We start from the raw sequence: 22593 nt of genomic DNA on the forward strand, positions 1-22593 counted from the left end.
AGACGAAGGATAAAGCCATGAAACTGCCATTTGACGGCGCGATCAGCGCATTTTTCCAAAACAAGGCCCCAAAGTCGGTGCGCGAGGCCATTCTGGCCGCCGACAAGGATGACATTCTGGACCCATCCTATCCCTACCGCGAGGAGATGAAGGGTAAGGCCTATCAGACGCAGATGGATGCGCTGCAGATCGAACTGGTCAAGATGCAGTCAGATCTGAAGACGACCGGCAAGCGGCTTGTCGTGGTGTTCGAGGGCCGGGATGCAGCTGGCAAGGGTGGCACCATCGGCGCGATGCGCGAAAACCTGAACCCGCGGGCCTGTACCGTGGTTGCCCTCGCCAAACCCTCGGACCATGAGGCGGCGCAGTGGTATTTCCAGCGCTACATCGACTGGTTGCCCGCAAAGGGCGAAATCGCCCTGTTTGACCGCAGCTGGTATAACCGCGCGATGATCGAGCATGTCTTTGGCTTTTGCACACCGGAACAGCGCGCGCATTTCTTTGCGCAACTGCCTGATTTTGAACGGATGCTGGTGGAAGAGGGCTTTATCTTCCGCAAGATCTGGCTGGAGGTCGGACAGGCGGAACAGCTCAAACGCTTCCTTGCACGCGAGCAAGACCCGCTGAAACAGTGGAAGCTGTCGCTGATCGACATCGAAGGGCTGGCGAAATGGGAGTCGTATTGCGAAGCCGTTGATGAGACGATGGAGCGCAGCCATTTCACCTTTGCGCCCTGGACGGTGATCTTGTCCGATGACAAGAAACGGGCGCGGATTGCGGCGGTACAGACCATTCTTGGCTCGGTTGATTACATGGGCCGTGATCTGGCGGTGATCGGCACGCCGGACCCATTGATCTGTGGCGGGCCAGAACTGCGGACCACCTCAGGCAAGGAACTCGCGTGAAACGCGGCTATCACCACGGCAATCTGCGGCAAGCGCTGGTCGAGGCGGCGCTTGACCTGATCGCCAATCAAGGGCCGACCGGATTTACCCTGTCTGAGGCGGCCAAGGCGGCGGATGTGACCCCGGCTGCGGTCTACCGCCACTTTGCCGGGCGCGAGGATCTGCTGGCCGAGGTGGCCCGGCAGGGCTATGAGATTTTCGCAGCTCTGATGGAGTTTGCCTTTGACAACGGCCGCCCGACCGCCCTCGCCGCGTTCGAGGCGACCGGGCGGGCCTACCTCGCCTTTGCCCGCAAATATCCCGGTCATTACATGGCGATGTTCGAAGCAGGGCTGAGCCTGAACGACCACCCTGACCTTGCGCTGGTGGCGAACAAGGCGCGGTCGGTGCTGGAACGCGCGGCGGAAAGCCTGTCGCAACATCTGCCCCCCGGCATGCGCCCGCCTGCCACGATGTTTTCCGCCCATATCTGGGCGATGAGCCATGGCGTGGTCGAGCTGTATATGCGCGGCAGCGCAAATGGCGGCGTGCGCAGCCCATTCCCGCCCGAAGATCTGCTGGAAGCCGGGATCGGGATTTATCTGCGTGGTCTGGGGCTGTTGCCACCGGACGGGGCCAAGCTGTCCTGACGGCTGCATGGGGCCAGTGCAGGATGCGCTCCGCGCGGGAGTATTTGGAAAGCAGCAAATCCAGGTCAGGGTGATCGGGCAACAGTGCCGGTCTTCGCGGCGGGTCCGCATTGATGCTGCGCCTGTCGGCAGGTAAGTGTCGGGGCAGCAAGACTGTCTGGAACAGGGTCTCACGTCATGTATCGGGTTTCCCCCTTTGTGCGGCATTTCGGGCGGGCCTTGCTGGCCGGGATCGCCGTGGCGACGCTCTGGCTGACGCTGGCACCCGCCAGCTATTATGATGCGATCGAATGGCGTCTGATGGAACTGCCGCTGCCCGGATGGATCGCGGCGTTTCCGCTGGCGCTGACCCCGGTCAGCATCGTGTCCGAAGGGCTGATGGCGCTGTTTTTGTTCTTTGTCGGCAAAGAGCTGTGGGAAGCGATCCGGCTGGAGCGTGGGGCACTGACCGGCCGTCGCGGCGGCCTGCCCCTTGGGGCGATGCTGGGCGGCTGGATTGGGGCTGTGCTGGTCTGGCTGATCAGCGGCGCGCTGGTCGAGACGGCTATCGAGTCTAGCCCCGGCGCAGGCTGGCCGGTGCCGCTGGGGTCGGATGTGGTGTTGTGCTATCTGGTCGGGCGGCTGATCTTTGGCAACGGTCACCCGGCGCTGCATCTGCTGCTTCTGATCACCATTGCCAATGACATTGCCGGGCTGATCGTGTTGGCCTATCCGGCCACCGGGCTGCGGCTGATCTGGCTGGGGCTGACGCTGGCGGCAGTGGCGGTGGCCTGGTTCGGCTTTGCCCGGCTGGCCCGCAGTGATCTGACCGAGCGGGATCACCGCCGCGCCTTTGCGCTCTGGCCCTATGCGGTGGCGGGGGTGGTGTCGTGGCTGGGGGTGGTGCTGGCAGGATTGCCCGGTGCGCTGGGGCTGCTGCCGCTGGTGCCGGTCATTCCGCATGCCGACCGGGCTTTTGGCTTGTTTGCCGAGGCGGAAGAGTTTCTGCAAGACCCGCTGAACCGGCTGGCCCATTTGTTGGTCGGGCCGCTGGCGGTGGTGCTGTTTCTGTTCGGACTGACCCGGGGCGGCGTGGATGTTGCAGCTCTGGCCCCGACCACGGCCAGCGTTCTGGCCGCACTCTGGCTCGGCAAACCGCTGGGGGTGATGCTGGGGGCGATGGTGGCGGCGCGGCTGTTTGGTTTTGCGCTGCCACAAGGGGTGCAGGTCCGCGATCTGCTGGTGATTGCGATCCTCACCGGCATGGGCTTTACCGTGCCAGTTCTGGCGCTGGACAGCGCGCTGCCGGGCGGGGCGATGGCCGAGGCCGCGCGGCTGGGGCTGGTGCTGTCCCTGCTGGCGGGGGCTGTCGCTTTTGCGACGGCACGGCTGATCCGGCCGCGCTAGACACGCGCTTGCATATGGTCAGCCCAGTCGGACATAATGCTGCCTGAAAGCCGCAGTAGGATCGGGCCAGTGCAGGCATGGGGCAGCGCGGGGCAAGGGCAGAGGTCTTGCCCGGATAGGGGCAGTGTGTGATCGAGTTCGAGGGCGTCTCAAAGTCATTCTGGACCGGAAAGCAGCGCAAGATCATTCTGGATCAGGCGTCTTTCCGGGTGGATCTTGGCCAGTCCCTTGGCATTCTGGCCCCCAACGGTGCCGGAAAGACCACCATCATCAACATGATGGCAGGGTTGGAAAAGCCGGATGAGGGCCGGGTGTCGCGCACCAGCCGGATCTCGTTCCCGCTTGGGTTCATGGGCGGGGTCGTCAACAAACACACCGCAACAGAAAATTCCCGCTATGTCGCCCGGCTCTATGGGCTGGACCCGGATTATGTCGAAAGCTTCTGCCGCTGGCTCTGTGGCATCGAGGAATATTTCGATATGCCGGTCGGCACCTACAGTCAGGGCATGCGGGCGCGGTTTTCCTTTGCGCTGATGCTGGCGCTGGAATTTGACATCTATCTGATCGACGAGGGCATGCCCGCCACCACCGATGTGGAGTTCAACCGCAAGGCCGGGCGTATCCTGCGTGAGCGGTTGCAGAATGCGACGGTGGTGATCGTCAGCCATCAGGCGCAGACGCTGGAGAAATTCTGCCAACAGGCCGCTGTGCTGCGCAACGGGCAGCTTTACATATTCGACACTCTGGAAGAGGCGAAGCAGCTTTATGACTATCAAGCTAAGGGTTAAGCGCTACAACCTGCGCCGCGCCGATCCGGCAACGACGGCGGCTCCGGTGCCGCCGCGACCACGCCCGGCTGCGCAGGCGGGGTCCATGACTGCGGCTTCCGCTCTGCGTCCGGCAGCACGGGCCGCCGCCCCCGTCACCGATGACGGCTTTGGCGCAGACCCGTTTCCAACCGCAAGTGACCAGGTCGTGGCGATGATGGAGGCCGGTTCTGCCGCATCAGAAACAGCCCCCGCCAGTCGCAGCAGTGGCCCCACCCCTGCCACCTCCGGCGAGCTGGACCAGATCCGCAAGGAAGGGCTGACCGGGCGCCAGTTGCGGATGGCGCGGCGGATGGCCCAGAAATACGGCCTGCCGGCCACATCGGATTTTGATGCCGTGCGCCTGCTGCGCGCTGCGGGTCTCGACCCGTTCCAGAAATCCACCATCATGGAGATGATCAGCGCCGACGCCGAAAGCACCTCCGACGGCGGTAGCGAGCCTCTGTCACGTGCCCTGACGGTTGGCCAGCGGGGCGACGGGATGCAGTTGCCGCAGACGGTCAGGCCGATCAAGGTGCCCTCGACCGACGTGCGCGCCGAAGAGGCCCATCTTTCGGAAATCCAGCGCATTCAACGCGATCTGGCCAAACGCCGCCGTCGCAAATCGGCGCTGCTGATGGCGCGGCTGTTCTTTTTCGTCGGTCTGCCGACCCTGCTGGCGGGCTGGTACTACTATATGGTGGCCACCCCACTTTTTGCGACAAAGGCCGAATTCGTGATCCAGCAGGCCGATCCAGCCGGGGCGCAGGGCATGGGCGGGCTGCTCTCGGGCACGCAATTTGCCACCTCGCAGGATTCGATTGCGGTGCAGGGCTATCTGCAATCGCGCGATGCCATGGTGCGGCTGGATGAGGACAAGAATTTCGTCTCCCATTTCTCGCAGGACTTCATTGATCCGATCCAGCGGCTGAGCGGCGATGCCACACGAGAAGCCGCCTATAAGGTATTTCAGCGCAATGTGAAAATTGCCTACGACCCGACCGAGGGCATCATCAAGATGGAGGTGATTGCCGCCGATCCGCAGGTCTCGGCTGATTTTTCGCAGGCGCTGATCGGCTATGCCGAAGAACAGGTCGATCATCTGACCCAACGGCTGCGGGCCGATCAGATGCAGGGTGCGCGCGAGTCTTATGAACTGGCTGAAGCCGCGATGCTGACCGCGCAGCGCAAGGTGGTGGATCTGCAGGAACAGTTCAAGATCCTGTCGTCAGAGGTCGAGGTCACGCTGATCACCAGCCAGATCGGTCAGCTGGAAACCCAGCTCAGTCAGGACCGGCTGAGCCTGGCGCAGATGGAATCGAACGCCTCCCCGAACGCGGCCCGGATGGAACCGTTGCGCCGCCGGATCGGCACGCTTGAATCCGAGATTGCCACCCTGCGCTCGCGCCTGACCCAAGGGGTCGCGGGCGGCAAATCTCTGGCGCAGGTGCAGTCAGAATTGCTGGTGGCACAGGCCGATGTTCAGACCCGGCAGCTGTTGCTGTCGCAATCGCTGCAATCCATGGAAACCGCGCGCACCGATGCCAACCGTCAGGTGCGCTATCTGTCGGTGTCGGTCAGCCCGCTTCCACCGGACGAGGCGACCTATCCCCGCGCGTTTGAGAATACCATGGTGGCGTTGCTGATCTTTGCCGGCATCTATCTGATGATCTCGATGACCGCTGCAATCCTGCGCGAACAGGTTTCGGCCTGAGGCGTCTTTCCGGCTCTGGCCGTTGCCCCCTCCCCCATCCCCTCCCACAAGGGGAGGGGCGCATGGCTGCACAGTGCTGGATGACGGTCGGTTGGCAGGTGCGATCTGCCCCTTACGTCGCCGACGTTCCCGCGGGCATTCCTTGCGCCTCCCTCCCCCCTTGTGGGGGAGGGCTGGGGTGGGGGGCCGCGCAGGTGCATGCAAAAAGCCCCCGGTCCTGCGACCGGGGGCTTTTTCGTCAGGGTTCAGGTCAGCGCGCGGCGGTGACTGCCCGCCCGGTAAGCACCTTGACCAGATTGGCACGATACGCCGCCGATCCGTGCAGATCGCTGATCATATCCTCTGCCGATGCGGTCAGACCGGCAATCGCGCCCGCAGAGAAATCCGCCGTTAGCGCGTCCTCCGCCTCTTCCCAGCGGAACACACCGTTGTTCGAGGCCCCGGTCACCGCCACCCGCACGCCATCGGCAAATTTCGCCACGAAAACGGCGGTCAGGGCAAAGCGGCTGGCGGGTTGGTTGAACTTCACATAGGCGGCCGCCTGCGGAATCCGGAAGATCACTGAGGTAATGAACTCCCCCTCTTCCAGCGCAGTGGTGAACATGCCCTGAAAGTAATCATCCGCCGCGATCTTGCGCGTGCTGGTCACCACTGTCACCCCCGAGGCCAGAACCGCCGCCGGATAGCAGGCGGCAGGGTCGTTGTTGGCAACCGAGCCCCCGATGGTGCCGCGATTGCGCACCGCCGGATCGCCGATGCCACCGGCAAGGGCGGCAAGCGCTGGGTAATGGCTCGCCGCCTCGCGCGCCACCACCGCATGCGGCGTGGCGCCACCGATGTGCAAGCCGCCATCGCCGGTGCAGACGCCCTGCATCTCGGGAATGCCGGTCAGGCTGACCAGTACCTCCGGTGCAGCCAGCCGCTGTTTCATCGTCGGCAGCAGGGTCTGCCCGCCTGACAACGGCTGTGCGCCCTCAGCCGCCAAAGCCGCGACTGCATCGGCGATGCTGGAAGGTTTAACGAATTCAAAGTTGTGCATGGCTAACCCTCCTTACGCGTTCATCGCCTGCCACACCCGGTTGGGCGAGACGGGCATGTCGATATGGGTCACATGGCTGTGGCCGCCGCGCTGCAGCGCGTCGATCACCGCGTTCACCACAGCAGGCGGCGAGCCGATCGCACCAGCCTCGCCGCAGCCCTTGACCCCCAGCGGATTGTGGGTGCAGGGCGTGGAACACGAATGATCCACCGTGTAGAACGGCACATCATCGGCGCGCGGCATTGCGTAATCCATGTAAGATCCGGTCAGCAGCTGGCCGTTTTCGTCATAGGAAGTGCTTTCCAGCACCGCCTGACCAATGCCCTGCCCGACACCGCCATGCACCTGACCCTCGACGATCATCGGGTTCATCACATTGCCGAAGTCATCGGCGCAGGTAAAGGCCACCACATCGACCTTGCCGGTGCCTTCATCCACCTCGACCTCGCAGATATAGGCGCCTGCGGGATAGGTGAAGTTGGCGGGATCGTAGAAGGCGGTTTCCTCTAAGCCCGGTTCCAGCGTCTCCAGCGGGTAGTTGTGCGGGACGTAAGCGGAAAACGCGATTTCGCCAAAGGTCTTGGCCTTGTCGGTGCCCGCGACGCTGAATTTGCCGTCGGCAAAGGTGATATCCCCCTCTGCTGCTTCCAGCATATGGGCGGCGATCTTCTTGCCCTTGGCGATGATCTTGTCGATGGCGCGGTCCATGGCCGAACCCGCAACCGCGAGGCTGCGCGAACCATACGACCCCATGCCGAACGGGATCTTGGCGGTATCGCCATGCACGATCTCGACCGACGAGGCCGGGATGCCCAGCTTCTCCGCCACGATCTGCGGGAACACGGTCTCATGGCCCTGCCCGTGGCTGTGCGCGCCGGTCATCACCGAGATGGTGCCGGTGGCATTCACGCGCACCGTGGCCGCGTCATACAGACCAACCCGCGCGCCCAAGACGCCCACCAGATGCGACGGTGCAATCCCGCACGCCTCGATCCAGGTCGACAGACCCATGCCGCGCAGCTTGCCGCGCTTGGCAGACTCCGCCCGGCGGGCTTCGAACCCGGCCACATCGGCGAGGTCCACCGCTTTGTCCAGCGTGGCCTGATAGTTGCCGGTGTCATAGACCAGCCCGACCGGAGTGGTATAGGGGAACTGATCGGGCGTCAGCAGGTTGCGGCGGCGCACCTCGAACGGGTCAAGACCCAGCTCGCGGCACATCTTGTCAACCACACGCTCGATGCTATAGGTCGCCTCGGGCCGGCCGGCACCGCGATAGGCATCCACGGGTGCTGTGTTGGTGAACACGGTCTTCACGTTCACATAGACATGCGGCACCTTGTACGGCCCCGCCATCAGCGTGCCGTGCAGAAAGGTCGGCGTGGCGGTGGAAAAGTTCGACAGGTAAGCGCCGACATTGGCATAGGTCTCGGTGCGGATGGCAAGGATATCACCTTCCTTGGTGCACCCCAGCTCGATCTTGGTCACATGGTCGCGGCCATGCGCGTCGGAGAGAAAGCTCTCGGTCCGCTCCGCCGTCCAGCGCACCGGGCGGCCAAGGCGTTTGGCGGCGGCCAGCACCAGCGCCTCCTCGCCATAGTGATAGATCTTGGAGCCAAAGCCGCCGCCCACATCCGGGGCCACGACCTGCAGCTTGTTTTCCGGAATGCCCATGACAAAGGCGCAGATCAACAGCCGGGTCAGGTGCGGGTTCTGGCTGGTGGTGGTCAGCTTGTAATCACCGGTGCCGGGGAAATACTCGCCGATGCTGGCGCGCGGCTCCATCGCGTTGGGCACAAGGCGGTTGTTGGTCAACTCCAGCGTCACCACATGTGGCGCGGCTTTCATCGCGGCATCGACGGCGGCGCGGTTGTCTTCGATCCAGCCCCAGTCAAAACAGATGTTGTCGGGGATCTCGTCATGCACGCGGTTGGACGCATCCGCCGCCGCCGCCTTCATGTCGACGATGGCGGGCAACTCCTCGATCTCGGTCGCATCCGACAAAACCTGCGCCGCATCCTTGGCCTGCGCATAGGACTCCGCAATCACGGCAGCGTAAGCGTCGCCGACGTGGCGCACCTTGCCATGTGCCAGCACCGGGCGTTTCGGTTCGCGCATCGGCGTGCCGTCGCGGCTGTTGATCAGCCAGCCCGCCGGGTTGCCGCCGACATCCTTGAAATCCTCGCCGGTGAACACGGCCAGCACGCCGGGCATGGACTCCACCGCCGAGGTGTCAATCGACACGATCCGGCCATGGGCCACGGTGGAGCGGACCATCACGGCATGGGCCTGACCAAACAGGCTCAGGTCATCAGTGTAGACCCCGCGACCCGTCAGGAACCGCACATCTTCGCGCCGCTTGGTAGAGGCGCCTATTCCGGTATCTTTTGGCATCTTACCCCCCTATTCTGCAGCCATCGCGCCTGCGTCCTGACCGGACGCGGCGAGAACCGCTTTGACGATGTTGTGATAGCCGGTGCAGCGGCAGATATTGCCCTCCAGCTCGTGGCGCACCTCGGCTTCGGTCGGCTTCGGGTTGTTGGCCAGCAAGGCGGCGGTGGTCATCACCATGCCCGGCGTGCAGAACCCGCATTGCAGCCCATGATGGTCCTGAAACGCCTGTTGCACCACACCAAGGCTGCCATCGGCATTGGCCATGCCCTCGATCGTGCGCACCTCGGACCCCGCCACATCCATCGCAAACACGGTACAGGATTTGACGGCCTTGCCATCGACATGCACCACGCAAGCGCCGCACTGGCTGGTATCGCAGCCGACATGGGTGCCGGTCAGCCCCAGCCCTTCGCGCAGGTAGTTGACCAGAAGGGTGCGCCCCTCTGCCTCGGCCGAGACGGATTTTCCGTTCACGGTCATCGTGACTTTCGTCATGGTTTTCCTCCCTTGGATCTGTCCTGGGTATGGTTCTGGTTCAGCTGATCAGCCGTTTGAACCAGCCCTTTTTCTTGGTCTCGTCATCTGTTGCGTCTGTCGCGTCTGTTGCATCCGGGACCGCAGCCTCGGGCTCTGCCGGGCCTTCGACGGCCTGCTGAAACCGGTCGAAAAACTCATCCGCCATCTTCTTGGCAAAACCGTCGATGATCCGGCTGCCCAACTGCGCCAGCTTGCCGCCGACATTGGCCTCCACCTCATACGACAGCCGCGTGCCCTCCGGGATCGGCTCCAGCCGCACCACCGCCCCGCCCTTGGCAAAGCCCGCCGGCCCGCCCTTGCCCTCGCCGGAAATGGTCACCGCCTCGCCTTCGGTGATGTCGGACAGGCTGACCGCGCCCTTGAAGGTGGCTTTCACCGGGCCGACCTTTTGCGTGACGGTCGCCTCGAACCCCTCCTCCCGGTTGCCGGTAACTTCGGTACAGCCGGGGATGCACTCTTTCAGCACATCAGGGTTCAGGATTGCCGCCCATACGTCAGATGGCGCGGCCTTGATCTCGCGGGTATCGCTCATTTGCATGGTGGTCAGTCTCCCTTGGGCACAGTCTAGAGTCCGGGTCTTTGCGACGCTATGGAACCTAAGTCGTAGGACACCGCCGCGTCTATGCGAGATCGCGCAAGAATGCTTCCAGCGCGCGGGCGTCGATCGGTTTCATCATCACCTCCACGCCCTCGGCCTGCGCCTGGGCCTGCACCTCGGGGCTGCGGTTGGCGGTGACCAGACGGGCGGGCACATCGCCATGCAGCTGGCGCAGGGTGCGGATAAACTCGACCCCGGTCATGCCATCGCCCAGCTGATGATCGACCAGAAAGAAATCCGGCAGGATGCCCAACTCGTCGATCAGCGCCAGAGCCGCCTCGCCGCTGTCGGCGTCCAGCACCGACAGACCCCATTTTTCCAGCAAGAGCACCATGGCGCGGCACAGGTCCGGGTCATTTTCCACCAGAAAGCCGATCTTGCCCTGCAGGCGCATCCTTGGCCGGGGGGCCGCAGGCACTTGCACAGGCAGGGCATCGCTTGCAGTGACCGATGGCAGTTGCAGCATGAAACAGGTGCCCCGCCCGAGCCGGGACGACAGCCCCAGCGGGTGCCCCAGCAGCGCACAGGCGCGTTCCACAATCGCCAGCCCCAGCCCCATGCCCTCACTGGCCGAGGCACGGGCGTTGAGCCGGTGAAACTCCTTGAAGATATTGTCCTGTTCTTCCTCGGGGATGCCGGGGCCGGTGTCCCAGACCTCCAGCCTTATCATGCCGCTCCGCTTGCGCGCCGCCACCACGACGCGGCCGCGCATCGTGTAGCGGATCGCATTGCCGATCAGGTTTTGCAGAATGCGGCGCAGATAGGCCGGGTCGGTCATCACCACCGCATCCGACAGCCGCACCGTCAGCCGCAGCCCCTTGGCGGCGGCGATGGCGGTGAACTCCGCCGCCAGCTGCGCCAGAATCGGGTGCAGGGCCACCTGCCCCACCGACACCGCCGCACGACCCGATTCCAGTTTGGAGATGTCGAGCAGCGCATCCAGAATCCCCTCGACCGAAACCAGCGCATTCTGCGCTTTTTCCAGCGCCTCTACCGCCTCTGGCGGCACGCCTTCGCCGCCGATGCTGGCGATGAACAGCTTGGCTGCCGACAAGGGCTGCAGCAGGTCATGGCTGGCCGCCGCCACAAAGCGTGACCGGCTGGCATTGGCGCGCTCGGCATGCGCGAGGGCATCCTCCAGCTCCAGCGTGCGGTCCATCACGCGGGCTTCGAGCGTTTCATTGGCGCGGCTCAGCGCCTCGATTGCCGCGCGCTCGGCGGTGACATCGGTAAAGCTCATCACAAAGCCACCGTCGGGCATTTCCTGTGCAAACACCGCCAATATCAGATCATCGCCGCGCCGCACCTCGAACGACAGCGGGCTGCGGCCCTGGTCTGCATTGACCCAGGATTCCAGCTGCGCATCGGTCATGCCGTCGGACAGGGTGATTTCCTCACGGAACCGGGCCAGCAGATAATCAAACGAAGCCCCCACCCGGAATCGCGCCACCGGGATCGACAGCAACTGGCTCAACCTTGCATTCCACCCCACCAGCCGCGCCTGCGCATCGAAGATCGACACGCCCTGATTGATATGGTCCAGCGTAGCGCGGATCATCCGGGCCTGATCATCCAGCAGCTTGCCGCGCTCTTGCCGTTCAGAGCGGATGATATCGGTCACATCGGTCTGCAAGATCACCGTGCCGCCATCCGCCGTGCGGTGCTCAGAGACCTGCACCCAGCGGTCCCAGATCATGCGGACGTTGAAGATCACATGCCGGTCCTGATGCCGTCGCTTCCGCCGGATCGCCCAATCCTCGGGTGTCTCACGCTCCGGCAGCGCCAGAAAGCGCGAGAGGCTGACCCGATCGACATAGGCGTCAAAGCTCAGGCCGGGGCGCAGATCGTCGTGAATATCCTCCATATGCATGCCAAAGCGCGAGTTGCACAGCACCAGCACGTCATCGGCATCAAACAGCGCAAAGCCCTCTTGAATGGTCTCGATGGCATTGGCCAGGTTTTGCCGCGCGGCCTCGGCGCTGCGGGTGGCCTCGCCCAACCGGGCGTTCGACTCGTTCAAAAGATCCAGCGCGCGTTCCAGATCGCGGGTGCGGTCGCGGACCTGATCCTCCAGCATCGCTGCGCGCTGGAACTGCGCATAGGCCGCGCCATTGTCATCCGTATCGGATTCAACCCGCCGCATCAGAACCTGCGTGATGGTCAAGAGCTTGGCCATCTGCCGCTCGGGCGGATCGGCGGGGTTGATCAGCGTGTCAATCATGAGGGTTCTGGCATGAGGGTTCCGGCATGGCCCCATCCGGCGGATAGATCGCCACCCCGGTCATGGTCTGGTTCACATGCATCGAATTCCACTGCTCGCCATAGGTGGAAAAGCCCACGACGTTATGATCGCGCAAAACCGTGGAAATCGCGCCCGACATCTGCTTCTCCAAAGCCTCCATCCGGCGCAGAATACAGTCGCAGGCCAGAATGGCGGCGGGCGGACCGTGGTCGGACAGGCGCGACAGCTCACGGTCCAGATGCGCCACCATGTCCTGCGGCTCGGCCAGGGTCAGCACCAGCCCCTCGTCGATGGCCGAGAAAAACACCAGATCGCCATTGGCATCCATCCGCTGGATCGCGCGCACATGATGTCGCCCGCCCACCCGAACCACAACCGGATGGGCGGCAAAGGTGAATGTGGTCAGCTGGCCGGGGTCTTTTCCCAACAGCCGCGCATATTCCTGCGCTGCCGGTTCGGCATTGATCTGCCGCACGATCCGCCGGGCGGGGTCGGCCTGCGTCACCACCATGCGCCGGTCCGTCGGCACCAGATGGTCAAGGTTGAACACTTTCACCCGGCAATCGCTGCGCACCAGCATCACAATCGCCGCATTGCTCACCGCCTGCCCCTGCCAGATCACATGGGTCTGCCCGAACCGCACCCCATCGGCCGCCGATCCGCCAAACAGCGGCACCGGGCCCAGACCGGGGGCCACGGCGGCCGCCAGATCATCCTCCAGCGTTGACAGCCCGTCGACCATCATGAACGCGAATTCATGATCCCACCCCGGATGGTCCTGTTGCAGCCCGACACGCGCGCGGATCAGCTGACCGATCAGATCCTGCGCTTCGATCCGGGTGAGATCCGGCACCAGCAGGCAGTCAGTGCGGAAATGCGCGGCCGGAAAACCGACGGCAACAATCTCGCCTTCGGTATAGCCATTGCGCGAGATTTCCCCCGCCGTGGTGCAGCCGATCACCAGATCGGGCGGAAAATACTGGCCCAGATCGGCACAAAACTGCGCCAGATCAGCCTCGGGCGAGACAAACAGCACCACGCGCGAAAACGGCCCGTCGCCAAGCGACTCAGACAGGCGCGCTGCCGCATCCGAGGCGGTAGCGCAAACTGAAGCGGTGACCAGAATCCCGGCAGGTGCCACCTGTGGCGAAAGCCCCGGCAACCCGCCGTCTATGCCACAAGCGTCATCCATTCACCGTTCCCCCATGCCCGCAGGCTAGGCCCTGCCCCCGGCTTCGGCAAGCGGTTCCATCGCCCCCCCGTTCAGTCGCCCTCCGGCATCAGGCTGTCAAAACTGGCCCCGCGCGCGATCAGCACCGCCTGCGTGCGGCTTTGTACCCCCAGTTTGCGCATGATCGCCGTCACATGCGCCTTGACCGTGGTTTCGGCAATCGTCAGCTCCCATGCGATCTGCTTGTTCAGCTTGCCCTCGCAGATCAGCTGCAAGATCCGGGCCTGCTGCCGGGTCAGCAGCGACAGACGCGCCACCGCCTCCTCGCGTTGGCTGGCGGGCGCTTTCGGGTCATTCTGCGGCACATAACCATCGGGGTGATAGGCCTGCCCCTGCCGGATCGCCTCGAACGCGGCGCGGAACACCTCGCGGTGCGAATGCTTTGGCACAAAGCCCGATGCCCCGGCGCGGAGCGCGGCACTGACCACCCGGTTGTCGGCCAGCGACGACACCACCACCACAGGCACCGCCCCCACCACCGATTTCAGCCGGATCAGCCCGTCAAGACCGTCCACATCGGGCAGGTTCAGATCCAGCACCACCACATCCGGCATCGGCGCGCGGTCCAGCCGGGCAATTGCGGTTTCCAGCCGGTCAGCGGTCTCAATCCTTGTGATCCCCGCCACCGCCTTGAGCGTCATCGACAACGCGTCGCAAAACAGCGGATGGTCATCCACCACCAGCGCCGATGTCAGGCTGCGCGGCGGATCGGTCTGTGGCAAGGGAAAGGGCATGGTATGCACAGTCATGGCTCACCTGAGGCTGCTTTTGCAGAGGGTAACAGGCGCAATCCTGACAGCATAGCCCGCCTAAAGTCCTATCCCGGCAATGTTATGGCGGGGGACTGGAGCCTGGACAGCACATGCGCTAAAACACCCGCAAGACAAGGCAAAAAGGACGCTGCCCATGCCCCCGATCTCCCGCCGTGCTGCGTTGTCACTGGGCCTTGCGCTTGTGCTCTCTGCCTGTGGCGGGCGGGGCGACCGGAATCTTGTGGCGGGCGGCGGCGGTTTGCATCCGGGCGAGACTCCCGAGCTGCGTTCATTGATCGTCAGATATGCCCGTGAATATGATGTGCCAGTCAGCCTGGTGCACCGGGTGGTGCAGCGCGAATCCGGCTACAACCCCCGTGCCCGCAACGGGCAGTATATGGGGCTGATGCAGATCGCGCCGCAGACTGCGCGTACCATGGGCTTTCGCGGGCATCCCTCTGACCTGCTCGATGCCGAAACCAACCTGCGCTACGCAGTCAAATACCTGCGTGGCGCGTGGATGGTGTCAAACGGCAGCCACGACCGGGCGGTGATGTGGTACTCCAAGGGATATTATTACGAGGCCAAGCGGCGCGGGTTGCTGGCGGCCACCGGCTTGCGCAGCTGATCCCACAGGCATGGACGGCAACACCCCCCTTCGCCCGGCGCAGACGATTCCCGATCTGGTCGCCGATGGCCTGACGCTGGCCGAGGATACGCCGGTTCTTACCCGTGTGGCGCAGGATTTCCGCCTGCGCCTGACTCCGCAGATGCGCGCCGCGTCGCAACTGTCCGAAGGCATCGCCCGGCAGTTCGTGCCCACAGCGGCAGAGCTGATTGAGCGCCCCGAGGACAGGTTTGACCCGATCGGCGATGACACCCACGCCCCGGTGCCGGGGCTGACCCATCGCTACCCCGACCGGGTGATCTTGCATGTCACCAAGACCTGCGAGGTCTATTGCCGCTTTTGCTTTCGCCGCGAAACCGTTGGCGACACAGGACATTTGCCACCCGACCAGCTGGAGGCGGCGATTGCCTATATCGCCCGCACCCCCGCGATCTGGGAGGTGATCCTGACCGGCGGCGACCCTCTGGTGCTGTCGGCCCGGCGCATTGCCGATCTGGTGGCGCGGCTCGCGGCGATCCCGCATGTCGGCGTGCTGCGCCTGCACACGCGGGTGCCGGTGGTCGCCCCCGACCGGATCACCGGGGCGCTGATCGCAGCCCTCAAGCAGCATCCCTCGGTCTGGGTGGTGGTGCACACCAACCACGCCGATGAGCTGACGGATGATGCCCGCGCCGCCTTGGCCCGGCTGGCCGATGCGGGCATCCCGCTGCTCTCACAATCGGTGTTGTTGCGCGGCGTGAATGACAGTGCCGAGGCGCTGGAAGCCCTGTTCCGCGCCCTGATCCGGCTGCGGGTGAAGCCTTATTACCTGCACCATTGCGATCTGGCGCGCGGGGCGGGCCATTTCCGCACGACCATCGAAGAAGGTCAGGCGATCATGGCCGCCCTGCGCGGGCGGCTGTCGGGGACGGCGCTGCCGACCTACGTGCTCGATATTCCGGGCGGCTATGGCAAAGTGCCAATCGGGCCGGAGTATCTGGCGCAAGATCCGCAGGGCTGGACCGTGACCGACCCGAACGGCCAGCCCCATCGGTATGAAGACCCCGAGCCGCGCTGAGAGTTTGCGCGAGAAACGTCGCGCAACCCCTTGATGTCAGGCGACTTGTCCCGCCGCCCAGCCCGATGACCAGGCCCATTGGAAATTGTATCCTCCGAGCCAGCCGGTCACATCTACCACTTCGCCGACAAAATACAGCCCCGCCACCGCTTTGGCCTGCATCGTGCGGGCGTCGAGCGCATCCGTATCGACCCCGCCCAGCGTGACCTCGGCGGTGCGATAGCCCTCGGACCCCACCGGCATCAGCCGCCAGTTGCGCAACACCTCGGCCACCTGCTCCAGGCCTGCGTTAGACAGCGTGCCTAGCGGCCCTGCAGGCGCGATTACCGTCTCCAGATGCCGTGCCAGCCGCTCCGGCACAAGGCCTGCCAGAGCCGTGCGCAGCGCCAGTTTCGGCCCGTCCGACCGCGCCGCGCGCAACACCGCCGCCACATCGCGGCCAAGGCTGACATCCAGCGCAATCGGCTCGCCCTCGCGCCAGTAGCTGGAGATCTGCAGAATCGCCGGGCCCGACAAGCCGCGATGGGTGAACAGCATGCCTTCGGCAAATTCGGTGCGCCCGTGCCGCACCCGGCCCTCTATCGACAGACCCGACAGCGGCTTCATCCAGACCAGCTCCTGCTCGGCAAAGGTCAGCGGCACAAGGCCGGGCCGGGTCTCCACCAGCGGCAGACCGAACTGCTCGGCCAGACGGTAGCCAAAGCCCGTCGCCCCCATTTTCGGAATCGATTTGCCCCCGGTTGCCACCACCAGCGAGTCGCAACGCAAGGTGCCACGCGGTGTCGCCACCGTGAAACCGCCCCCCGGCAGCGCCTCGACCGCGCCCACCTCACAGCCCAGCCACAGCTCGCCCCCGGCGCGCGCCAGATCGCGGGTCAGGGCATCGACGACCTGAGTCGCAGGGCCGTCGCAGAACAGCTGCCCCAGCGTTTTCTCATGCCAGGCGATTCCCCAGCCGTCCATCCGCGCAATAAAATCCCATTGGGTGAAGCGTTTGAGCGCCGACAGCGCAAAGCGCGGGTTGCGGGACAGAAAGCGGTCGGGGGCAATCTCCAGATTGGTGAAATTGCACCGCCCGCCGCCTGAGATCCGAATCTTTTCCCCCGGAGCGCGTGCGTGGTCGATCACCCGCACCCGCCGCCCGCGCTTTGCGGCTTCGATCCCGCAAAACAGGCCCGCAGCCCCGGCCCCCAGAACAATGATATCCAGCTTTTCCATGCCCGCCCCATAGCGCGCAGGGCCCCGCGCGTCCATCTTTGCATTGCGACACAAGTTGCTGCGGGCATCTTTGCATTTTTGTGATGAACCCCCTTGCACCCGCCAACACCCTTGGCTAAACACCGCCGCACGGTTGGGGCGTCGCCAAGCGGTAAGGCATCGGTTTTTGGTACCGACATACCCAGGTTCGAATCCTGGCGCCCCAGCCAACCGCTTTTTTCCTTTATTTTCAGTCACTTAGCGGCGGTCGTCACAGGCCGTGTGTTACAGTTTTGTCTGTGTAACACAGGGTGCATTTACCAGCACCGGGACTAGATCGAATGAAAAAGGGCGAAGCCGAAGCCCCGCCCTCTAATGATTCCCTTTGATGATCGGCTCAGGCTGAGACGCACTCAGCTTCGAACATCTTCCGTGCCGCCTCAGCATTCACGACCACAAGAACTGGGTTCGGATAGTCTTTAAAGTGCACAGCCGCCATGGGTCCGGCAGGCGTGGTAAAGTATTCAACAAGGTAAAAATCCTTATCGTTCTCAAGTTCCTCGGTGGCATCGGCTTCCTTCCACGCATCATCCGCAGGATTGCCGAACTGCTCATACAGGAAGATGTTGAACTCTTTCCGCCGCTTCTGTGGCAGAACGACAGGGTTGGTGAACTTGGCGCGAACCATGGCGATTGCCCGAGCGGCCTCATTAGTGGTATCAAGTGTCATAGCGATTTTCCTTTGTGGTCATTGTTGCTACATCGGGGCGGGCGTGCTTGTTTGGCGACGGTCTGCCCGCCCCTCTGTCAGAAGCCCCATACAGGGGCGGAAACTCGTTACTGGCTCCTGTATAGCGTTCAGCATCCCAAACTTCGGGGCGGATTCTCACGTTTTCGTGATGGCCTCCCGCGTTCTCGTTTGACTGTTTGCTGTCAAAAGCCTTTCGGCAAACCCTCTATTGAAGACGGTTCGAGAGCCTGTCGCACGACTATTTGCGAAACTTTTCGATTTCCGAAAATAATGGCAAATTGGCAACAGTCACGCGGCTTCGTTTTCCTGATTGTCCCAGTAGCAAAACAGCGGCGCGATCCCGGCTGCGATCAGCTTCATCGCGATATCGCCGCGCGGGTCCAACGATGGCTCAGGGTGCAACAGGCTTTCGACAAGAGCATCAAACGCTGTGTCGGGAATGTAGGCATAATCTGGGGGCAATGCAGGCATGGCGTGTTCCTTCTGTTTGCGGTTCCCCAGATTCTAACGCGATCAGATTCGCCACGGCAAGCACAATCTTAATAATTATTGTTTATTTTCAAATAGATAAGCACTTACTTACATCTGACAGCGGCTCGACTTCCGCTCAGAACATGCCTTCGGTAATCATTGGGCTACCGGAAAGCGCACCGGCTTTTTCTGCCTCTTTCGCTACGCGCTGACGGGCCTTTTTCTCACGTTCCTTTTCCCGCCTGTGTGCCGTCTTTTGCTCTGGGGTCATTTTAGACAGGTCCGCTCTCACACGCGGCGGCTTGTTCCGGTCCTTCGACTCTTTCTTCATCAGCGCCCGCCGCTCATCATCGCTCAAGCCCTCTTTCAAGTGCTGACCCTGCACATAGCGCCTGACGACTCCCCCTCTCTCCGCAGCGTATTCGGCGCGATCTGCTGCACTAGCTGCACGTCTACGTTTGCCATTCCATGCTTCATCCAGCGCGAACGAATTTTGCAGCTGATACTCCGCAAAGCCTTCTTTCCAGCCCGCCAGCGCCACGACAAGGCCGGGGGAACGCTGGACTGGCAACGGTGCAACTTTTTCACCGTCTGGCTGGAAAACGGTCTGGTCAGATGCTATAGTCATATCAAGATTTCCTTGCTGGCGCTTGGGGTCGTTTCAAGGCATCGGGTGTTGCTGCACCCGGTGCCTTATCTTTTTACGCTGCACTAACCGCGCGATCGATCTGATCGGCAAGGTCTGGCACGATGGCCTTCGGCACAATAAAATCCTGGGTAGCGATCGGATTGCGAAGCGTGATGTGATTTCCCGCGCGAACGACTTCTGTTCCGCCAAACGCACCGACCATATCAGTCAGGAGTTGCGACACACGTTCCCGATCAGCCGTTGCACTTGCTTTCAGCGTGTCGCGCAATCCGGAAGAGAAAGCAGGTGCAGCATTTGCGGCCATCGATGCTTTGAAGTTTCCGGCTTCAATTGTCAGCATGTCATTGTCACGCCGGACGCTCACTCCAGGAAGATCAGGATTCAGGCGTCCCTCTGATACGGCACCAGCCAAGAAACCGGCAATGATCTCAGGAATGGTTTTTCCTTCCTTGGCGGCAAGGGCGCGCAGTTGCTCGATACGCTGAGGTGCAAGTCGAATATTATCAGTCATGGTATACTCCGGGGTTGGCTACCAAACTGAAATGGGTCACGCTTGCGTGTCTGTCAAGAATCACCAAACGAATTATTTAAGCACCCTGAATTGAAACGAGCTACACCGTTAATTTGTCAATTAGGCATGAGGTGCTTAAATGCCGAAGTGTCTGGTTACTGTCCGCAACGACAGGCACGAAAGAACCGAAAGGATTTTCTGCGTCTCTGCGCACCATGAAGCTTGATGTGACGACATACCCGCGTTCCAGTGATCCGCACGGCCCCCGAAGGGCGCGCAGCGCCCGAAGGGATGGCCGGAAGGGTGATGTGAAGGCGCAGCGGGGTGCTTTCGATCCGCAGGAAAGCAGGATGGTGAACCCGCAGATGTGTCCCGTTTAAGCCTGATTTGTCCCGCTTAGCTGCGACATTTCCCTAATATAAGGATATGTAGAAAAAGTAAGAATGTTCATATTAGAGAAATGTCGCACTTAAGCGGGACACATCTGCTTCCCCAACATCACACCTTCGGGCACCATCGGGCTTCGCCCTCGGTGCCCACAAGGAATGATGGATGATCTCTCCCGGTCCCAGGAACCCTCCCCGGCCTAGCCAGACTACCTCCGGCGCTCAGGGCGCTGCCGCGCCCCTCGCCTGCCTATGGGTAGATGCGCCTTTGCCGCGCAGAACCGCCTGTGTTGCGCGAATGCAACGCCCAAACAGCCTCATACAGCGCCTCTACGGGGTGCGGATATGTGTCACCACCGGCGAACCCTCAAAGGCCATCCTACGGGCTTAAAAATCGGGTGCTTGATTCAGCTTCGGTTATTCAGCATCGCGCCCGGTCGCATCTGCTTACGAAGCTCATTTGCGAACACCAATTTCATGCTGTTTTCCATCTGAGATGCGATTTTACGCGCTAGATCGTTATTCTGTTCCGGTGATCCGGAACTGCCTTGAACACTTACCGGCGCGTTGATTGTCACAGTCTGCGCGACATTTGACGCTTTGCCATCACCGAAAGCGTTATTCAGCTTCGGACCTGCACCAACTGCACCACCGCCTGAATATCCGCGCAATGCAGAAGCGTGCAAAGCGTTCAAATTATCAACTCCAAGACGCGACGTTGCTTTTTTGCTCAACACAAATTCGCCACGGTGAACAATTCCGGCAGGCTGAAACGTCGCGCCATCACCAGTGTAACCACCAGATGCAAATCCAAATGATCCCGCGAACAGTTTCAGGAAGAATTTTTGCGCTGCCATTCTGATCAGTTGTGCGATAAGTTGCTTCAAAGCGTCTTCGGCGGTCATTGAGCCAGTAATGATGCCCGTAAAAAGATCAGCCATGGTATCAGCGCTGTTCTTTCCGAAGTCTTCAATTTGCTGCATCTTCTTCGCGGCGTCTTCGGCAGATGCACCAGCCGCAACATTTGCGCGCGCCAGAGCGTCAATCTTCGCTGTGACCTCTGGCGTAATCTGAATTCCTGCGCGTTGTGCAGCGACAAGCAACTCTGCTTTCTGCCGCGCATACTCGATTGCGCCCGCATATCGTTCACCGCTTGCGGCTGTAGCGATCAAGGCAGCGGCTTCGGCTTGAAGGGCTTGTGTCTCGCGCTGGATTGCCTCGACAGCCGAACCCCACTCATCGCGGCCCCCACCCCCACCACCGCCACCAGCGGCTTTCGGTTTCTCAGGCTCACCCAACATCGGCGGCGCTTTTCGCGGGCGTGGTGATGTGGCTGGCAACTGGACGCTTGGCGGCATCAAGCCGTCTACAGGGCCTGTCAAGGGCGTCCCGGTTGTTACGCCCGGTGCCTCAAGTGCGCTGATCTCGGCTCTGGCGGCTTGGACAGCGGCGGGCAATTCCTGAATCCACGATAACAGGTTCGACACCTGCCCGATGATGCCGGACAGGGAAGCCTTGTCCAGATCATCCATGGCGCTGATCGTGGTATCTGCTTCGGTCGCGATCTCTCCAAGAGTCCCGGCGAACTCGCCCCCGCTGATCACCCCGTCATCGAAGGCACCGGCTGCATCACCAAGACGGGCGGCAAGGCCGGTCAGGGCATCAGCCCCGGCCTCATTCCCCACCCCGCGCAGCATGGTTGCTGCATCGTTCAAAGCCGCTGCAAGGGTCTGCGATTCCCGCCCAAGATTGCGATACTCATCACCGACAGAGGCGATCAGCCCGAGCGCTTCCTGTCCGGCACCGCCCTGTTGCTCAAGTGTTCTGGCAAGGTCATTGCCGACTGCGCGACCTACATCTGCCGGAATGAATTCCAGCTTGGCGCGCTCACGCTCGATCAGCCCGAACAGCTCACCGGCTTGGACAAGGCCGCTGCGCCAGATCGTTTGCATCCGGGTGCCAAGCTCACCGAACTTTCGATCAAGGTCATCTGCACGTGCGATCACATCAGCATCAAGCACCGCGCCAAGCTCATGCCCGCGTTCGATCGTCTTTCGCAAACCCTCTTCGCCTTGCGACAGCAGCTCCACAAAGCGCTCACCCGCGCTGCCCCCGAACAGCTCATCGCTGATCCTGATCTGGGCAGCTTTTTCCATACCCTCAAGCCGTCCGATGATTTCCAGCATCAGCGCCGAAGGATCTTTCAGCTTCGTTTTCAGTTCCTCGGCGGAATAGCCAAGCCGGGTGAATGCTTCGGCAGCGCTGCCTTTGCCTGTCACCGCGAACTCATCACCGCGCAGGTTCAATTCTTTCAGGCCATCGATCAGGGCATCAACGCTGATACGGTTCTGATCAGCGACAAAGGACCATTCCTGAAACGCCTCAAGCCCTACGCCTGCCCGCTTGGCTTCGTCACCAACGCGGGCCATGGCACCCACTGTCTGCCGTGCAGCCCGCCCGATATCCATCAGCATGTCAGCCACCACGATACCGGCGATCGGCGCGGCGATCTTCGCCATCGCGGCAGACATGCCGGTGCCAGCGCTTTCATAGGTATCGGTCATGCGCTTTGCAGACACCTTGGCGCGCTGTTCCATCGTGACAGCCGATCGGGCTTGCACCTGCGCGGCGCGCTTAAGACCTTGTTCTAGTTTCGTAATTCTGGCTTCTACGGGGATTATCAAGCCGGGAAGATCTACACTCATCTTTTTCA

20 protein-coding genes and 1 tRNA gene are annotated in these 22593 nt (G+C 62.3%); 8 read left to right on the top strand and 13 right to left on the bottom strand.

Translation table 11 applies throughout. The annotated features are described in order from the left end of the window. Nucleotides 1-17: 17 nt before the first annotated feature. From ppk2 to D1012_RS07070, 5 genes are all read left to right on the top strand, one after another. Entirely contained in the window at nt 18-905 is an 888-nt protein-coding gene (gene ppk2, locus D1012_RS07050) for a polyphosphate kinase 2 (RefSeq protein ID WP_118150666.1), read from the top strand. Beyond that, entirely contained in the window at nt 902-1534 is a 633-nt protein-coding gene (locus D1012_RS07055; RefSeq protein ID WP_118150667.1) for a TetR/AcrR family transcriptional regulator, read from the top strand. Before ppk2 ends, D1012_RS07055 begins: the two co-directional genes overlap by 4 nt. Before the next feature lie 177 nt (nt 1535-1711). Then, entirely contained in the window at nt 1712-2920 is a 1209-nt protein-coding gene (locus tag D1012_RS07060) for a Na+/H+ antiporter NhaA (protein WP_118150668.1), read from the top strand. 128 nt (nt 2921-3048) lie between these two features. Next, nucleotides 3049-3708 carry an ABC transporter ATP-binding protein gene (locus tag D1012_RS07065; RefSeq protein WP_118150669.1) on the top strand — a complete coding sequence of 220 codons (660 nt, stop codon included), beginning with the start codon at nt 3049-3051 and terminating at the stop codon, nt 3706-3708. An 85-nt stretch (nt 3709-3793) separates the two neighbouring features. After that, entirely contained in the window at nt 3794-5440 is a 1647-nt protein-coding gene (locus D1012_RS07070; protein WP_354002028.1) for a KpsE/RkpR family capsule polysaccharide export protein, read from the top strand. 250 nt (nt 5441-5690) lie between these two features. Here the strand turns inward: D1012_RS07070 and D1012_RS07075 are convergent, their stop codons facing one another. The 7 genes from D1012_RS07075 to D1012_RS07105 form a co-directional block, all read right to left on the bottom strand. Next, on the bottom strand, nt 5691-6479 hold the full coding sequence (locus D1012_RS07075) for an FAD binding domain-containing protein (RefSeq protein ID WP_118150671.1): 789 nt from the start codon (nt 6477-6479) through the stop codon (nt 5691-5693). A gap of 12 nt (nt 6480-6491) precedes the next feature. Further along, on the bottom strand, nt 6492-8870 hold the full coding sequence (locus tag D1012_RS07080; RefSeq protein ID WP_118150672.1) for a xanthine dehydrogenase family protein molybdopterin-binding subunit: 2379 nt from the start codon (nt 8868-8870) through the stop codon (nt 6492-6494). A gap of 9 nt (nt 8871-8879) precedes the next feature. Beyond that, nucleotides 8880-9365: a (2Fe-2S)-binding protein gene (locus tag D1012_RS07085; RefSeq protein ID WP_118150673.1), complete on the bottom strand. Its 486-nt coding sequence runs from the start codon at nt 9363-9365 to the stop codon at nt 8880-8882. A 40-nt stretch (nt 9366-9405) separates the two neighbouring features. Then, nucleotides 9406-9945: an SRPBCC family protein gene (locus tag D1012_RS07090; protein ID WP_118150674.1), complete on the bottom strand. Its 540-nt coding sequence runs from the start codon at nt 9943-9945 to the stop codon at nt 9406-9408. Between the two features lie 82 nt (nt 9946-10027). Continuing rightward, nucleotides 10028-12226, bottom strand: a complete 2199-nt coding sequence (locus D1012_RS07095; RefSeq protein WP_118150675.1) for a PAS-domain containing protein — start codon at nt 12224-12226, stop codon at nt 10028-10030. Then, a complete protein-coding gene (locus tag D1012_RS07100) occupies nt 12219-13439 on the bottom strand; it encodes an FIST N-terminal domain-containing protein (RefSeq protein ID WP_118150676.1) in 1221 nt (406 codons plus the stop codon). The genes D1012_RS07095 and D1012_RS07100 overlap by 8 nt, the downstream gene beginning before the upstream one ends. A gap of 71 nt (nt 13440-13510) precedes the next feature. Then, the gene (locus D1012_RS07105) at nt 13511-14227 is read right to left on the bottom strand and encodes a response regulator transcription factor (RefSeq protein ID WP_233517038.1); all 717 of its coding nucleotides are present in this window, start codon (nt 14225-14227) and stop codon (nt 13511-13513) included. A gap of 157 nt (nt 14228-14384) precedes the next feature. Here D1012_RS07105 and D1012_RS07110 point away from each other — a divergent pair, with 157 nt between their 5' ends. Both D1012_RS07110 and D1012_RS07115 read left to right on the top strand, forming a co-directional pair. Further along, complete coding sequence (locus D1012_RS07110; protein WP_118150677.1) at nt 14385-14858, top strand: lytic transglycosylase domain-containing protein; 474 nt, start codon at nt 14385-14387, stop codon at nt 14856-14858. A gap of 10 nt (nt 14859-14868) precedes the next feature. After that, the gene (locus D1012_RS07115; RefSeq protein ID WP_118150678.1) at nt 14869-15915 is read left to right on the top strand and encodes a lysine-2,3-aminomutase-like protein; all 1047 of its coding nucleotides are present in this window, start codon (nt 14869-14871) and stop codon (nt 15913-15915) included. A gap of 36 nt (nt 15916-15951) precedes the next feature. Here D1012_RS07115 and D1012_RS07120 read toward each other — a convergent pair whose 3' ends face one another. Next, nucleotides 15952-17133 (bottom strand): BaiN/RdsA family NAD(P)/FAD-dependent oxidoreductase, encoded by a 1182-nt coding sequence (locus tag D1012_RS07120; RefSeq protein ID WP_118151134.1) that lies wholly within the window; start codon nt 17131-17133, stop codon nt 15952-15954. A gap of 134 nt (nt 17134-17267) precedes the next feature. On the opposite strand from D1012_RS07120, the gene D1012_RS07125 reads away from it, so the two are divergent. Beyond that, nucleotides 17268-17342 (top strand) — tRNA-Gln (locus D1012_RS07125). A 167-nt stretch (nt 17343-17509) separates the two neighbouring features. Here the strand turns inward: D1012_RS07125 and D1012_RS07130 are convergent. The 5 genes from D1012_RS07130 to D1012_RS22790 all read right to left on the bottom strand — a co-directional run bounded on the left by D1012_RS07130 (nt 17510) and on the right by D1012_RS22790 (nt 22585). Next, entirely contained in the window at nt 17510-17842 is a 333-nt protein-coding gene (locus D1012_RS07130) for a hypothetical protein (RefSeq protein WP_118150679.1), read from the bottom strand. 309 nt (nt 17843-18151) lie between these two features. Then, nucleotides 18152-18334 carry a hypothetical protein gene (locus D1012_RS07135; protein WP_118150680.1) on the bottom strand — a complete coding sequence of 61 codons (183 nt, stop codon included), beginning with the start codon at nt 18332-18334 and terminating at the stop codon, nt 18152-18154. A gap of 136 nt (nt 18335-18470) precedes the next feature. Beyond that, nucleotides 18471-18962, bottom strand: a complete 492-nt coding sequence (locus D1012_RS07140; protein WP_118150681.1) for a hypothetical protein — start codon at nt 18960-18962, stop codon at nt 18471-18473. A 73-nt stretch (nt 18963-19035) separates the two neighbouring features. Further along, nucleotides 19036-19494: a hypothetical protein gene (locus D1012_RS22365; RefSeq protein ID WP_147335631.1), complete on the bottom strand. Its 459-nt coding sequence runs from the start codon at nt 19492-19494 to the stop codon at nt 19036-19038. 793 nt (nt 19495-20287) lie between these two features. Then, nucleotides 20288-22585 (bottom strand): hypothetical protein, encoded by a 2298-nt coding sequence (locus tag D1012_RS22790; RefSeq protein ID WP_199489452.1) that lies wholly within the window; start codon nt 22583-22585, stop codon nt 20288-20290. Between the last annotated feature and the right edge of the window lie 8 nt (nt 22586-22593).

Origin of the sequence: Pseudotabrizicola alkalilacus, assembly GCF_003443995.1 — a bacterium.
Taxonomy (GTDB): domain Bacteria; phylum Pseudomonadota; class Alphaproteobacteria; order Rhodobacterales; family Rhodobacteraceae; genus Pseudotabrizicola; species Pseudotabrizicola alkalilacus.

What these genes read in the sequence shown, in the direction of transcription:
- D1012_RS07070 (WP_354002028.1), top strand. Translation starts at nt 3,794, where the DNA reads ATGACTGCGGCTTCCGCTCTGCGTCCGGCAGCACGGGCCGCCGCCCCC.
- D1012_RS07115 (WP_118150678.1), top strand. Translation starts at nt 14,869, where the DNA reads ATGGACGGCAACACCCCCCTTCGCCCGGCGCAGACGATTCCCGATCTG.
- D1012_RS07100 (WP_118150676.1), bottom strand. Translation starts at nt 13,439, where the DNA reads ATGGATGACGCTTGTGGCATAGACGGCGGGTTGCCGGGGCTTTCGCCA.
- D1012_RS07075 (WP_118150671.1), bottom strand. Translation starts at nt 6,479, where the DNA reads ATGCACAACTTTGAATTCGTTAAACCTTCCAGCATCGCCGATGCAGTC.
- D1012_RS07130 (WP_118150679.1), bottom strand. Translation starts at nt 17,842, where the DNA reads ATGACACTTGATACCACTAATGAGGCCGCTCGGGCAATCGCCATGGTT.
- D1012_RS07090 (WP_118150674.1), bottom strand. Translation starts at nt 9,945, where the DNA reads ATGCAAATGAGCGATACCCGCGAGATCAAGGCCGCGCCATCTGACGTA.
- ppk2 (WP_118150666.1), top strand. Translation starts at nt 18, where the DNA reads ATGAAACTGCCATTTGACGGCGCGATCAGCGCATTTTTCCAAAACAAG.
- D1012_RS07135 (WP_118150680.1), bottom strand. Translation starts at nt 18,334, where the DNA reads ATGCCTGCATTGCCCCCAGATTATGCCTACATTCCCGACACAGCGTTT.
- D1012_RS07060 (WP_118150668.1), top strand. Translation starts at nt 1,712, where the DNA reads ATGTATCGGGTTTCCCCCTTTGTGCGGCATTTCGGGCGGGCCTTGCTG.
- D1012_RS07085 (WP_118150673.1), bottom strand. Translation starts at nt 9,365, where the DNA reads ATGACGAAAGTCACGATGACCGTGAACGGAAAATCCGTCTCGGCCGAG.
- D1012_RS07110 (WP_118150677.1), top strand. Translation starts at nt 14,385, where the DNA reads ATGCCCCCGATCTCCCGCCGTGCTGCGTTGTCACTGGGCCTTGCGCTT.
- D1012_RS22365 (WP_147335631.1), bottom strand. Translation starts at nt 19,494, where the DNA reads ATGACTGATAATATTCGACTTGCACCTCAGCGTATCGAGCAACTGCGC.
- D1012_RS07140 (WP_118150681.1), bottom strand. Translation starts at nt 18,962, where the DNA reads ATGACTATAGCATCTGACCAGACCGTTTTCCAGCCAGACGGTGAAAAA.
- D1012_RS07120 (WP_118151134.1), bottom strand. Translation starts at nt 17,133, where the DNA reads ATGGAAAAGCTGGATATCATTGTTCTGGGGGCCGGGGCTGCGGGCCTG.
- D1012_RS07105 (WP_233517038.1), bottom strand. Translation starts at nt 14,227, where the DNA reads ATGACTGTGCATACCATGCCCTTTCCCTTGCCACAGACCGATCCGCCG.
- D1012_RS07080 (WP_118150672.1), bottom strand. Translation starts at nt 8,870, where the DNA reads ATGCCAAAAGATACCGGAATAGGCGCCTCTACCAAGCGGCGCGAAGAT.
- D1012_RS22790 (WP_199489452.1), bottom strand. Translation starts at nt 22,585, where the DNA reads ATGAGTGTAGATCTTCCCGGCTTGATAATCCCCGTAGAAGCCAGAATT.
- D1012_RS07095 (WP_118150675.1), bottom strand. Translation starts at nt 12,226, where the DNA reads ATGATTGACACGCTGATCAACCCCGCCGATCCGCCCGAGCGGCAGATG.